The sequence below is a fragment of the Actinomadura sp. KC216 genome, assembly GCF_004348535.1.
GTDB lineage: Bacteria > Actinomycetota > Actinomycetes > Streptosporangiales > Streptosporangiaceae > Spirillospora.
In genome coordinates this window covers 1-12,952 of the sequence record NZ_SMJX01000085.1, presented here as the reverse complement: position 1 = coordinate 12,952, position 12,952 = coordinate 1, and the positions used below count along the sequence as shown (strand labels likewise).

The 12,952-nt window shown below is 73.3% G+C and carries 10 protein-coding genes; 5 read left to right on the top strand and 5 right to left on the bottom strand.

What is annotated here, in order from left to right; translation table 11 throughout:
- Nucleotides 1-16: 16 nt before the first annotated feature.
- A complete protein-coding gene (locus E1264_RS16950; RefSeq protein ID WP_132174528.1) occupies nucleotides 17-1,219 on the top strand; it encodes a cystathionine gamma-synthase in 1,203 nt (400 codons plus the stop codon).
- A gap of 116 nt (nucleotides 1,220-1,335) precedes the next feature.
- Nucleotides 1,336-2,442 (top strand): alpha/beta hydrolase, encoded by a 1,107-nt coding sequence (locus E1264_RS16945; RefSeq protein ID WP_243710976.1) that lies wholly within the window; start codon nucleotides 1,336-1,338, stop codon nucleotides 2,440-2,442.
- 27 nt (nucleotides 2,443-2,469) lie between these two features.
- Here the strand turns inward: E1264_RS16945 and E1264_RS16940 are convergent, their stop codons facing one another.
- Genes E1264_RS16940 through E1264_RS16930 form a run of 3 tightly spaced genes read right to left on the bottom strand, consistent with a single transcriptional unit; the run spans nucleotide 2,470 to nucleotide 6,583 of the window.
- Nucleotides 2,470-3,006 (bottom strand): hypothetical protein, encoded by a 537-nt coding sequence (locus E1264_RS16940; protein WP_132174526.1) that lies wholly within the window; start codon nucleotides 3,004-3,006, stop codon nucleotides 2,470-2,472.
- A gap of 28 nt (nucleotides 3,007-3,034) precedes the next feature.
- Complete coding sequence (locus tag E1264_RS45345; protein WP_132174524.1) at nucleotides 3,035-5,137, bottom strand: hypothetical protein; 2,103 nt, start codon at nucleotides 5,135-5,137, stop codon at nucleotides 3,035-3,037.
- Nucleotides 5,138-5,161: 24 nt separating this feature from the next.
- Nucleotides 5,162-6,583, bottom strand: a complete 1,422-nt coding sequence (locus E1264_RS16930) for a sigma 54-interacting transcriptional regulator (protein ID WP_165964212.1) — start codon at nucleotides 6,581-6,583, stop codon at nucleotides 5,162-5,164.
- A gap of 216 nt (nucleotides 6,584-6,799) precedes the next feature.
- On the opposite strand from E1264_RS16930, the gene E1264_RS16925 reads away from it, so the two are divergent.
- Genes E1264_RS16925 through ilvA form a run of 3 tightly spaced genes read left to right on the top strand, consistent with a single transcriptional unit; the run spans nucleotide 6,800 to nucleotide 10,250 of the window.
- A complete protein-coding gene (locus E1264_RS16925) occupies nucleotides 6,800-7,963 on the top strand; it encodes an FIST N-terminal domain-containing protein (protein WP_132174522.1) in 1,164 nt (387 codons plus the stop codon).
- Entirely contained in the window at nucleotides 7,960-8,988 is a 1,029-nt protein-coding gene (locus E1264_RS16920; protein WP_243710975.1) for an ROK family protein, read from the top strand. The genes E1264_RS16925 and E1264_RS16920 overlap by 4 nt, the downstream gene beginning before the upstream one ends.
- 14 nt (nucleotides 8,989-9,002) lie before the next feature.
- Entirely contained in the window at nucleotides 9,003-10,250 is a 1,248-nt protein-coding gene (gene ilvA / locus E1264_RS16915) for a threonine ammonia-lyase (RefSeq protein WP_207935969.1), read from the top strand.
- Between the two features lie 38 nt (nucleotides 10,251-10,288).
- Here the strand turns inward: ilvA and E1264_RS16910 are convergent, their stop codons facing one another.
- Both E1264_RS16910 and E1264_RS16905 read right to left on the bottom strand, forming a co-directional pair.
- Nucleotides 10,289-11,719, bottom strand: a complete 1,431-nt coding sequence (locus E1264_RS16910; protein WP_132174518.1) for a M1 family metallopeptidase — start codon at nucleotides 11,717-11,719, stop codon at nucleotides 10,289-10,291.
- A gap of 404 nt (nucleotides 11,720-12,123) precedes the next feature.
- A partial coding sequence (locus E1264_RS16905) for a M1 family metallopeptidase (RefSeq protein ID WP_165964211.1) occupies nucleotides 12,124-12,952 on the bottom strand: 829 nt, incomplete at its 5' end.

The window sequence follows — 12,952 nt, the reverse complement described above, 5'->3', positions numbered from 1 at the left end:
GGATAGCCTCGTACCCATGGACAACGAGGTTCAGACTACCCGCGGCCAGGGAACCGGTGACGGTCGGGAGGCGAACGGCGGACGGCGGCAGGGCTTCGACACCGTTGCGCTGCACGCAGGCCAGGAACCCGACCCGACGACCGGCGCGGTCGTCCCGCCGATCTATCAGGTCTCGACCTACAAGCAGGACGGCATCGGCGGGCTCCGCGGCGGCTACGAGTACTCCCGGTCGGCGAACCCGACGCGTACCGCGCTGGAGGTATGCCTCGCCGAGACGGAGGGCGGCGCGCGGGGGCTGGCGTTCGCGTCGGGGCTCGCCGCCGAGGACGCGCTCCTCAGGGCCGTCTGCCGTCCCGGCGATCACGTCGTGATCCCGAACGACGCGTACGGGGGGACGTACCGGCTGTTCGCCAAGGTGGCCGAGCCCTGGGGCGTCGCGTTCGATCCGGTGGCGCTCGGAGATGTGGACGCGCTGCGGGGGTCGCTACGGGGCGACACGAAGATCGTTTGGGTGGAGACGCCGACCAACCCGCTGCTCGGCATCGCCGACATCGCGACGCTGGCGCAGGTCGCGCACGACGCGGGCGCGCTGCTGGTCGTCGACAACACGTTCGCCTCGCCCTACCTGCAGCGGCCGCTGGAGCTGGGCGCGGACGTGGTCGTCCACTCGACGACGAAGTACATCGGCGGGCACTCCGACGTCATCGGCGGCGCGCTGGTCGCGGCGGACGCGGAGCTGGGGGAGCGGCTCGCGTTCCACCAGAACGCGATGGGCGCCGTCGCGGGGCCGTTCGACGCCTGGCTCACCCTGCGCGGGATCAAGACGCTGGGCGTGCGGATGGACCGGCACTGCGCCAACGCCGAGCGGATCGTGGAGATGCTCGTCCGGCACCCGTCGGTGCGGGACGTGCTGTACCCGGGGCTGCCCGGTCACCCGGGCCACGACATCGCGGCCAAGCAGATGCGGGCGTTCGGCGGCATGGTCTCGTTCCGGATGGAGTCGGAGGAGGTCGCGGTGCGCGTGTGCGAGCGGACGGAGCTGTTCACGCTCGGCGAGTCGCTCGGCGGCGTCGAGTCGCTGATCGAGCATCCGGGGCGGATGACGCACGCGTCGGCCGCCGGGTCGCCGCTGGAGGTCCCCGCCGACCTGGTGCGGCTGTCGGTCGGGATCGAGGACGTCGACGATCTCCTCCATGATCTCGACAGGGCGCTGGCCTGAGCGTTCGCCCGGGGGCCGGCCTGGACGTTCGCCCGGCCAAACGAGTTGATCTTCCCCCGGGCGGATGATCAACCCTCTATAATCAGCGCGCCAGGTTGGTGAAGAAGGGGCCCGGGGTGCGCAAAACACTGGTCAGCGGGGCGGCGTTCGCCGCAGTGTGTGTCTCCGCCGTCGCCGTTCCCGCGGGAGCCCACGCGACCGCGCCGACGCCGCCGGCGCCGTCCGTCCCGGCGGTGGCGCCGTCCGGGGAGCCCGTGACCCCGGGATCCGGGTCGCCGTCGACGTCGTCCACGTCCCTGCCCCAGGGCGGGACGCCGGGCGCGCCGTCCGGCGGGCAGGCCGCGCCGGACGGGGAACCCGACGGCACCGTCACCGCGCAGGCCGTCATGATCACCCCGGCGCTGCCGAAGTTCCGCACCTACGCCTACGGCAGGGCCGCCGCGCAGCGGATGGACGCGTACTGGCGCGACGCCGGCCCGCGCGCCACGCCCCGCCCGGTGGTGCTGATCCTGCACGGCGGCTACTGGATGAGCGGCGACAAGGGCGGCGGCTGGAAGTACTTCGCGCGGCGGCTGACGGAGCAGGGCTTCGTCGTCGTGTCGGCGAACTACCGGCTCGCGCCGAAGGCGCAGTGGCCGGCGCAGCGCGACGACTCGCTGTCCGCGCTCGCGTTCATCAAGAAGCACGCCCGGCTGTGGAACGCCGACCCGCGCCGCGTCGCCGTGCTCGGCTCCTCGGCCGGGGGCCACCTCGCGACCCAGCTCGGCGCGTTCGGGACGGGCAGCGACCAGGTGCGCGGCGTGATCGCGCTGTCGCCGCCGAACGACCCGTTCCTCGCCTTCCAGGACGGCGGCAACCCCGCCGCCACGCTCCAGCAGGTCAAGCTGCGTCGCGCCGTGACCGCCCTCGTCGACTGCGTGCCCGACTCGGTCACCGGCGTCTCCGGCATCGCCGCGGACTGCCTGGCGCGGCTGGACGACGCCAGCACCGTCACGCACGCCTCCGCCGGCGACGCGCCGATGCTGCTGCTCCACGGCAGCGGCGACTTCGTCCCCGTCACGCAGAGCACGGGGCTGGCGAGCGCGCTCCGCGCCGCGGGCGTCCAGGCGACGGTGAAGACCGTCGAGGGCGACCTGCACGCGGCGCAGATGCTGGAGGACGCCGACACCTGGCCGCTGATCGTGAGCTGGCTCAAGAGCCACCTGAAGCCGCGCGGCCAGTAGCCCGGCCGGGGCGTCCCGGCCGGTGGCTCAGCCGTTCCAGACCATCAGGACGAGGATCACCAGCCAGATCAGGGACACGACGCCGGAGAGGGCCGCGATCCTGCCGCGCTCCACCTGTGCGACGTCGCCTGCCGGGACGGCGGGCTTGGTCGCCTGCTTCTCGTCCTCGGCCTCGGCCTTCTCGCCGTCCTCCGCCTTGGCGGCGGCCGTGTGTGCGGGCGCGGCCGCGGCTTTCTCGGCGGCCGCGGCCTCCAGCAGGTGCACCGCCTTCCGCTGGTCGCGGTCGACGATCAGCAGCAGCACCAGCGCGACGATGAACAGCGTCATCGACGCCGACAGCCAGACCTCCGCCAGGTCGCCCTCGGCGAGCGCCAGCCCGAACAGGAAGATGCCCAGCGTGCCGATGCCGTAGATCTGCGTGGTCCGGTGCAGGTAGCGCACGACGGACGCGTTGCCCTTGCGGATGTAGCGCGGGGTGGAATGGGTGGCGGCGGTGAGCGGCCCCAGCGTGAAGATCGCGAAACCGATGTGCAGGAAGAGCAGCAGGCGGTCGGAAGTCGACATGACGCCGACCCTAGCCCGCGCGCGGGCGCTAGCGGCGGGTGCGGCGCACTCTCAGGTAGTCGCTGACGACGTATTCGCCTAGCCGGTCGGCGTCGGGGGCGAAGACCCGGCCGCCGTTGCGCCGGGCGACCTCCTCGACGAACGACACCAGGCGGCGGTCCTCGGCGAGCATGAAGAAGTTCATGCAGGCGCCGCGCCGGGTCATCTTGTCGACCTCCGCGAGCGTGAGGACGAGCGTGTCCGTGGACGGCGGGTAGTCGAACAGCGAGCGGCCGTCCGGGCGCAGGTGCGCGGTGGGCTCGCCGTCGGTGACGACGAGGACGATCGGCTCGAAGTCGGGATGCCGGTCCAGATGCCGTCCGGCGATCATCAGCGCGTGGTGCAGGTTGGTGCCCTGCACCATGTCCCAGTCGAGGCCCGCCATCTCCGTGGGGTGCAGCACCCGCGCGTAGTTGGAGAACCCGATGATCTGGATCGCGTCCTGCGGGAACTTGCTGGTCACGAGGGTGTGCAGCGCGAGGGTCGTCTGCTTGGCGACGGCCCAGGTGCCGCGCAGCACCATCGAGTACGACAGGTCGACCAGGAGGCAGACGGCCGCGCCGGTGCGCCGCTCCGTCTCCTGCACCTCGAAGTCGTCCACGCTCAGCTTCACCGCGGTGCCGGGACGGGCGGTGCCGGGGCCGTTCGAACCGTTGCCGTGGATCTTCGTGAGGTTGGGGGCGGCCGGTTCGGCGACCTTCGCCGTCGCCGGACGGGTCGTCAGCCCGGCGGTGCCCGTGTCCCCTGAGCCCGTGTCGCCCGTGCCCGGGTCCATGGCGCTGCGGCGGATGGCGTTGCTGACCGTCCGGACCACGTCGAGGGGCTGCTCGTCGCCGAACCGCCATTCGCGGCTGGAGCCGGTCAGCTCGCCCGCCTGGCCCGCGTCCTGCTGGTCGTGGTCGCCCTGCCGCCCGGTCGTCAGCTGGGAGAACACGCGGCGCAGCGCGGTCTCGCCGAGCCGCCGCACCGCCTTCGGGGTCAGCTCCAGCTTGCCGCGCTTGCGCTGCAGGTAGCCCTGCCGCTCCAGCTCGGCCTCGATGCGGCGCAGGGCGGCGAGGTCGTCGACGGCCTGGCGGCCGAGGGCGCGCCGGACGGCCTCCTCGTCGATGTCGTCCAGCCGCGCGCCCGGGTACTCCTGCCCGAGCGCCGCCTCCAGCTCGCTGAGGTCGGCGAGCTCGGCCAGCGCGGTCGTGGCGTCGCCCATGCCGAGCGGGTCGTCGCCGGTCATCTGCTCGGGCTGCCCCCAGCCGAGGTCGGGACGGCGGGCCCGCAGCGCGTCGCCGAGGCGGGTCATCTCCATGGCGAGGCCCGCGTCCTGCATGGCCTGCTCCATCAGCCCGGCCAGCTCCGCGCGCTGCTCGGGGCTGAGCGAGGCGAGCAGCCGGTCCATGGCGGCGGCGCGGCGGGCGAGGGAGTCGACGAGCTCTTCGAGGTTCCGCGGGTCGTCGGGGAACATGTCCCCGTACTCGTCCATGAACCGGTCGAAGTCTTCTTGGGTGCGCTCGCCGCGGGCGTCGCGCTCCAGCATCTCGTTCAGCGCGGCCATCATGTCCTTGACGCGTTCCATGGCGGCCGGGTCGGGGTTCGCCAGCGCCTGCTTCATGCCCTGGAACTGGGCGTCGAGGACCTCGCGGCGGAGGAGGTCCTTCAGCTGCTCGAACGTCTGCCGGGCGGCGCCGGAGCGCCAGTCGTAGTCCGACAGCCGCCGGATGGCCTGGGACGTGTCGGACGGCAGCGTGTCCAGCTCCGCCTCCCGCAGCCGCGCGTCGTCGCTCGGGTCGGGGAACAGCTCGGCGCGTTCCTGCCCGATCGCGGTGTCGAGGAGCGCGCGGGCCTCCTCCAGCGTCCCGTCGAGGCGGCCCCGGTCGCGGAGCGCGCGGCGCCGCTCCCGCACCTGGCGGAGCATGTCGTCAAGGCCGCGGCGCCCCTGCGCGCCCGGCAGGCCGCGGCGCAGCAGTTCCCGCAGCGCGTCGTCGGGACGGGTGCCGTCCAGCACCGAGTCGCCCATGGCGTCGAGGGCGTCGCGGACGTCGTAGGGCGGGGCGAGGGGGTCGGGCCCGTCCTCGTACGCCCCGTAGCGGTAGCGGCTCATCGAATCCCCTCGCGAGTGGAGACCTCAGGTGCGGTAGGTGGCGGTCCCGTCCGCTCGCCCGCCGGCGACGTCCTTGGACAGGCGCCGGGTGAGGAACAGCCCCTCCAGGGCGAACTCCAGTGCGGCGGCGGCCTGGCCGGGGGACTCCCCGCTCATGCCGAGCCGCTCCATCATCTTGGCGAGGCCGGGGACGTGCCCGATGCGGCGCAGCAGCTCCGCCGCCCCGACCAGCTCGCCCGACTCGACGGACTCGCCGCTGTCGAACTTGTCGAGCAGCCCGCTCAGGTCGGCGGGGCCGAGCGTCCGGCGGTAGGTCTCCGCGATGGCGCGGCGCAGCAGGTGTTCGAGCACCTCCTGCTCGCGGCCCTCCTCGCTGACCTCGAACTCGACCTTGCCCATCAGCGACGGGACGATCGCGGTGAGGTCGCAGACCCGCGCGACGGCGTGCTCCTCGCCGGTGAGGGCCGCGCGGCGGACGGCGCCCGCCGCGACGGTCTCGGCCCCGGCGAGCGCGAACCGGGCCGACACGCCGGAGCGGGCGTCCACCGCCGTGGACTCGCGGACGAGGCGGGTGAACCGGCCGATGACCTCGATGAGGTGGTCGGGCACCTCGGCGGGCAGCCCGGCGAGGTCGGCGAAGTCGGACTCCTGGCGGATCAGCGCCAGCTCGGCGTCCAGTTCGAGGGGGTAGTGGGTGCGGATCTCGGCGCCGAAGCGGTCCTTCAGCGGGGTGATGATGCGGCCGCGGTTGGTGTAGTCCTCGGGGTTGGCGGACGCGACGAGCAGCACGTCCAGCGGCAGCCGCAGCGCGTAGCCGCGGACCTGCACGTCGCGCTCCTCCAGGACGTTCAGCAGCGACACCTGGATGCGCTCGGCGAGGTCGGGCAGCTCGTTGATGGAGAAGATGCCGCGGTTGGTGCGCGGCACGAGCCCGAAGTGGACGGTCTCCGGGTCGCCGAGCGTCCGGCCCTCGGCGACCTTGATCGGGTCGACGTCGCCGATGAGGTCGCCGACGCTGGTGTCGGGCGTGGCGAGCTTCTCCCCGTAGCGGTCGTCGCGGTGCTTCCACTCGACGGGCAGGTCGTCGCCCAGTTCGGCGGCGAGCCGCCGGCAGCGCACGCACACCGGCGCGTACGGGTGGTCGTTGATCTCGCAGCCGGCGACGACCGGGGTCCACTCGTCCAGCAGCCCGACGAGGGTGCGGATGAGGCGCGTCTTGCCCTGCCCGCGCTCGCCCAGCAGCACCAGGTCGTGCCCGGCGAGCAGGGCCCGCTCCAGGTGCGGGAGGACGGTGTCGTCGAAGCCGAGGATGCCGGGGAACCGCGGCTCGCCGGATCGCAGCCGGGCGAGCAGGTTCCGGCGGATCTCCGCCTTCACGGACAGCTGGACGTGACCGCTGCTGCGCAGCCCCCCCAGCGTGGATTCGCGCGGTGTTGAAGATGGCACGCGACCGACACTACGTCGCGGGTGCGCGGACTCGCACCCCACGCTGGACGATTCGTCCGCTATGCCGGTGCGGGCTCCGCGCTTGCGCCGCCCGCCCGCCGCCGGGGTGGTTGTTCGGGTTTGGGTGGATACCCGGCTGGAGGGAAGACTGAGGGGAAGATTGGGTGAGGAAGACTGGTCCTTAATGTCGGCGACTGGGTAAGGGAGGCGGCGCCGATGGCGCGGTTCGGTGATGGCCTGGCCCTTGGACCCGACCTGTCCAAGGCGGCGGTGTCCGCGGTGGAGCAGGCGCGCGCGCCGCTGAGCGCGGCGCCCGACCTGGTGTGCGTCTTCATGAGCGGGGACGATTCCGGGGCGATCGAGGAGGCGGCGCTCGCGGCGGCGCAGGCGGCCGGGCCCGCGGTCGTGCTGGGCTGCAGCGCGTCCGGGGTGATCGGCGCCGGGCGCGGCGTGGAGGACACCGGCGCGGTCAGCGCGTGGGCGGCGGTGCTGCCCGGCGCGCGGCTCGACCCGTTCCGGCTGGAGACGCTGAAGGCCGACGACCGGCTCGTCGTGGTCGGCATGCCCGAGGGGCAGCCCGACGACGTCGTCGGCGTGCTGCTGACCGACCCGTACAGCTTCCCCGTGGACGCGTTCGTCGAGCGCTCCGAGGACGCGCTGCCCGGCCTGCCGCTGGTCGGCGGGCTCGCGGAGGGCGCGGTGCGCGGCGACGCGCGGCTGTTCGTCGGCGGCGAGGTGTACGCGGACGGCGCGGTCGGCGTCGTCATCGGCGGGCCCGTCGCCGCCGCCACCGTGGTCAGCCAGGGCGCCCGCCCGATCGGCCCGGACATGGTGGTGACGCGGGCGGAGGAGAACGTCCTGTACGAGCTGGCCGGTGTTCCCGCGCTGGAGAAGCTGGAACAGATCGTCATGGAGCTGCCGGAGGAGGAGCAGGAGCTCGCCGGGCGCGGGCTGCTGATCGGCGTCGCGATGGACGAGTACGCCGACCAGCACGAGCACGGCGACTTCCTCGTCCGGGGCGTCGTCGGCGCCGACACCGACAGCGGCGCGATCGCGATCGGCGACGTGGTGGACGTCGGGCGCACCGTCCGGTTCCAGGTCCGCGACGCCGGGGCCGCCGAGGAGGACCTGTCGGCGCTGCTCGACCGGTTCGACATGGCGCCCGTGGAGGGCGCGCTGCTGTTCGCCTGCAACGGGCGCGGGCAGGCCATGTTCGCCGACTCCGACCATGACGTCCGCGTCCTCGACCACGCGTTCGGGCCCGCGGGGGTGGGCGGGTTCTTCGCCGCCGGCGAGATCGGCCCGGTCGCGGGACGCAACCACGTGCACGGGTTCACGGCGTCCATCCTGGCGTTCGGGCGCGCGGGAGAGCCTGCGTGAGCGACACCCCGCCGTCCGAACAACCTGGTCCCGTGCTCGCCGCCGACCCTGTTCTCGCGGTCGACATCGGCGGGACGAAGCTCGCCGCCGCGCTCGTCGAACCGGGCGGGCGCGTCGTCGCCCATGACCGCGTCGCCACCCCCAACCCGGCCGAGCCGGACGCGGGGGGCCTCGACGCCGAAGGGCTCTGGCGGACGCTGGAGGCCCTGCTCGACAAGCTCGTCGCGGGCGCCGGGGACCCGCCGCTCGCGGGCGTCGGCGTCGGCTGCGGCGGGCCGATGACCTGGCCCGCCGCCGAGGTGTCCCCGCTCAACATCCCCGCCTGGCGGGGCTTCCCGCTGCGCGCGCGGCTCCGCGACCGGTACCCGGGGCTGCCCGTCCGCATCCACAACGACGCGATCTGCGTCGCGGTCGGGGAGCACTGGCGCGGCGCGGGACGCGGGCACGACAACGTCCTCGGCATGGTCGTGTCGACCGGCGTCGGCGGCGGGCTCATCCTCGGCGGGCGCCTCATCAACGGCGCCAGCGGCAACGCCGGGCACATCGGCCACGTCGTCGTCGACCCCGGCGGGCCGCCCTGCGCGTGCGGCGGGCGCGGGTGCCTGGAGGCCGTCGCGCGCGGCCCCGGGCTGGTCGCCTGGGCGCGCGAGCAGGGCTGGCGGCGCGCGGACCCCGGTCCCGTGGACGGCATCACGGCCGGCGCGGAGCTGGCCGCCGACGCGCGGCGCGGGCATCCGGTCGCGTCCGCGGCGATGCGGCGGGCCGGGCGCGCCATCGGCATCGCGATCGCGTCCGCGACGCACCTCTGCGACCTGGACGTCGCGGCCATCGGCGGCGGGCTGTCCCAGGCCGGATCGCTGCTCTTCGACCCGCTGGAGGAGGCGTTCCGGACGCACGCCAGGATGGAGTTCGCGCGCCACGTCCGGATCGTGCCCGCGGCCCTCGGCCAGACCGCCGGTCTCGTCGGCGCCGCCGCCCTCGTCTTCGCACAAGATCGCTACTGGAGCGACCGAGCCGCGGGATGAGCGATGATCGGGAGATGAGCACTGTCACTGTGGACGATGTGCGCGCCGCCCGGGAGCTGCTCCGCGGGGTGGCCGTCCCCACCCCGCTCGTCCCGTCCCGGGTGCTGTCCGAGCTGCTCGGCGGGCCCGTCCTGCTGAAGTGCGAGAACCTGCAGCGCACCGGATCGTTCAAGATCCGCGGGGCGTACGTGCGGATCGCCGGGCTGAGCGAGCGCGAGCGGGCCCGCGGGGTCGTCGCGGCCAGCGCCGGGAACCACGCGCAGGGCGTCGCGCTCGCCGCGTCCATGCTCGCCTGCAAGGCCACCGTCTTCATGCCGGACGGCGCGCCGCTCCCCAAGATCGCCGCGACCCGCGGCTACGGCGCCGAGATCGTGTTCCCCGGCCCGACCGTGGACGACTGCCTCGTCGCCGCGCAGAAGCGCGCGGACGAGTGCGGCGCCGTGTTCATCCACCCGTTCGACCATCCGGACGTCGTCACCGGGCAGGCCACCATCGGCCTGGAGGTCATGGAGCAGTGCCCGGACGCCCGGACGATCGTCACCCCGGTCGGCGGCGGCGGGCTGCTCGCCGGCATCGCGGCGGCGGCCAAGGGCCTGGCCGCCGAGGCCCGCGAGGCGGCGGGGGAGACCGGCGGCGAGCCGAAGCTGAAGATCATCGGAGCGCAGGCGCGGCGCGCCGCCGCGTTCCCGCCGTCGCTCGCCGCCGGGCGGCCGACGCAGATCGAGATCGAGCCGACGATGGCGGACGGCATCGCGGTCGGGCGCCCCGGCGACCTCACCTACGCCATGTTCACCGGCCTCGTCGACGCCGTCGTCACCGTCACCGAGGAGTCGATCTCGCAGGCGCTGCTGCTGTGCCTCGAACGCGCCAAGCAGGTCGTCGAGCCCGCCGGGGCGGCCGGCGTGGCGGCGCTGCTGGAGCACTCGTACGCGGTCGAGCCGCCCGTGGTGGTGGTGCTGTCGGGCGGCAACATCGACCCGCTGCTGCTGTCGAAGGTGCTGCGGCACGGCCTCGCCGGGGCGGGCCGGTACCTGGTCGTCCGGTGCCGGTTGAAGGACCGTCCCGGCGCGCTGGTCACGCTGCTCAGCGAGCTCGCCGAGCTGGGCGTGAACGTCCTCGACGTCATGCACGAGCGCGTCGCCGCCCGGCTGCCCGTCGAGGAGGCCGAGGTCCTCATGCATCTGGAGACGCGCGGCGCCGACCATTCCGAGGACGTCCTCGCGCGGCTCCGCGAACGCGGCTACACCCTCACGCTGAGCTGACCGTTCAGCGTGAGGGTGTACGCGTGTGCCGGGCGCGCCTACAGCGCGGGCTTGCCTTCGGAGTAGAGCCACGCCTTAGCCCAGGCGTCCAGGTTCTTGCCGGACAGCTCGGCGGCGAAGCGGACGAAGTCCTCGGTCGAGGCGTTGCCGTGCAGGTGCGCGGCGGGCCACGCCTTCAGCAGCGCGGAGAACGACTCGTCGCCGATCGTCGTGCGCAGCACGTGGAGGGCCATCGCGCCGCGGTCGTAGACGAGCCCGTCGAAGATGTGGTCGCGGCCCGGGTCGGCGACGCGGCCCTTCCACAGGCCGTCGGTCGCCGGGGTGGCGTAGACGCCGTCGAAGCTCTCCTGGACGGGCGTGCCCTCGAACTTCTCGGAGTACAGCCACTCGGAGTACGTCGCGAAGCCCTCGTTCATCCAGATGTCGGCCCATCGCGCGGGCGTCACCGCGTCCCCGAACCACTGGTGGCCGAGCTCATGGGCGATCAGCGTGCCGCGCGGGATGGTGCCCGGCCTGCGGCCCAGGTCGTACACCGGGCGGCCCTGCGTCTCCAGCGCGTAGCCGACCCCGGCCTTCACCGCGATCCCGCCCGTCGAGGTGAACGGGTAGCTCCCGTACATGGCCGCCTGGAAGTCGGTGACCTGGGCCGTCTGGTCGTGGAACTTCCGCGCGTCGTCCGGCTTGATCGCGAGGGCCTGGTCGGTGGCCGTCAGGTTCGGGACGCCCGCGAGGGTCTTCCCGGTGAGGACGTCGTACTTGCCGATCGCGAGCATCGACAGCTCGCTGGCCATCGGCCGGGACATGTGCCAGCGCGCGGTCGTCCAGCCGCCCTTGGTCGACTTGCCGCGCAGGTCGCCGTTGGCGAGCGCGGTGAGGTTCTCAGGCGCGGACAGGACGAACGTGTACGTCGCCTTGTCGGTCGGGTGGTCGTTCACGGGGAAGACCGTCGCGGCGCCGAACGGCTGGTTGAGCATCACCGCGCCGTCCGCGGTCGGGATCCAGCCGGAGGTGCCGAGCGCGTCGTCGTTGATCGTCTGCGGGACGCCGGAGTAGGCGACGGTCACCGTGAAGGTCCGGTTCTTCCGCAGCCCCTTCGGCGGGGTGATCTGGAGCTCCTGGGCGCCGGTCCGGGTGTAGGACGCGTCGCGCCCGTCCACCCGCACCGACGAGATCGTGAGCGGGCCGAGGAAGTCCAGGTTCAGCCGGGACAGGTTCTGCGTCGCCCGGGCCTTGACCTTGGTGACGGCCTTGATCCCCTTCGTGGCCGGGTCGTAGCGCAGGTCGACGTCGTAGTGGGCGACGTCGTAGCCGCCGTTGCCCATGTCGGGGAAGTAGGGGTCGCCCGCGCCCGGCGCGCCGGGCGTGAAGTAGGGCTGGTCCTGATCAGCGACGGCGGGCGCCGCCGACACCGTGAGGGCCGCGCTGACGCCCAGCGTCACGGCGGCCAGCGCTCTGGGGGTTCTGCTCATCGACCTCGTCCTCGGTGATCCGCGCCTGGCGGCCCCCTGTCAGGCGCCAGGAACGTGATCAAGACTTTCTTGTGAACGACGCCCCGTGCAAGCGCGGAATGGTCTCAAATCCGCTGGTACGGGGTGGATTTCGTGGCCGGAACCGGCAACCGGTCAGCACTTGTGCGGCCCCGGCGGCCGTGCGGCGGGCGACGATGGGCTGTGGACAAGGTGCGGCCGCCCGCCGCTCCGCCGGGGTGTCCGGGACCACGGCCGCCCGTGCCGGCTGCCCGCCGTTGATGGTCCGGTCACCAGCCCGATGATGGCGGCGGCCGGAGGCGGGGCGCGCGGCGGCAGGCCGGGCTTTCCCGACCCGTTGCCGCGTGTTCACCGCCCATGTGGACGTTCCCTCGGAAGCGCGCGCCTTACTTAGAAGGACGGCCTTCCTCGTACAGCCAGTCGTTGAAGAACGAGTCGAGCTTCTTCCCCGAGACCCTGTTCGCCGTCGCGACGAACTGCGGCGTCGTCCCGCTGGAGTGGCGGCGCTCCTTCGCCCACGTCTGGAGGATCTTGTAGAAGACGCTCTCGCCGACCTTGTCGCGCAGCGCCACCAGCGTCATCCCGCCCCGGTCGTACACCGAGCGGCCGAACATCTGCTTGCGGCCCGGGTCGCCGGGCGGGACGTCCCACAGCTCCCGCGCCATCGGGCTCTCGTACCGCTCGTCGAACTGCTGCCGGACGGTCTTCCCGCCGGTCCGCTCCTCCCACAGCCACTCGGCATAGGTCGCGAAGCCCTCGTTCAGCCAGATGTCCCGCCACTTCGTGACGCTGACGCTGTTGCCGAACCACTGGTGCGCCAGCTCGTGCGCGACGATCGTCGGCTGCAGCCCGAACGACCCGTACACCGGACGGGTCTGGGTCTCCAGCGCGAACCCGACGTCCGCGTTGTCGATCAGCCCGCCGGTCGAGGAGAACGGGTACGGGCCGAACAGCTTCGCCCATTCGTCGGTGATCTGGGAGTTCAGCCGGTGGAAGCCGTCCAGGTCCACGCCGGTGCTCGGGTCCGTCGCGGTGATCACGGAGATGCCGCCCGCGGTCTTGCCCGTCCGGACGCCGAACCGCCCGACGTCGATCGTCGCCAGGTACGTCGCCATCGGCGCCTTGACGTGCCACTTCGAGGTCGTGGCGGCGCCCGTCCCGTGGTGGTGTGCGATCGGGCTGATGTCCGGGGTGGGCTCGCCCGGGGGCTCGGTG

Coding starts and splice junctions, on each gene's coding strand:
- E1264_RS16910 (WP_132174518.1), bottom strand. CDS start 11,719: ATGAGCAGAACCCCCAGAGCGCTGGCCGCCGTGACGCTGGGCGTCAGC.
- E1264_RS16940 (WP_132174526.1), bottom strand. CDS start 3,006: ATGTCGACTTCCGACCGCCTGCTGCTCTTCCTGCACATCGGTTTCGCG.
- ilvA (WP_207935969.1), top strand. CDS start 9,003: ATGAGCACTGTCACTGTGGACGATGTGCGCGCCGCCCGGGAGCTGCTC.
- E1264_RS45345 (WP_132174524.1), bottom strand. CDS start 5,137: ATGAGCCGCTACCGCTACGGGGCGTACGAGGACGGGCCCGACCCCCTC.
- E1264_RS16925 (WP_132174522.1), top strand. CDS start 6,800: ATGGCGCGGTTCGGTGATGGCCTGGCCCTTGGACCCGACCTGTCCAAG.
- E1264_RS16950 (WP_132174528.1), top strand. CDS start 17: ATGGACAACGAGGTTCAGACTACCCGCGGCCAGGGAACCGGTGACGGT.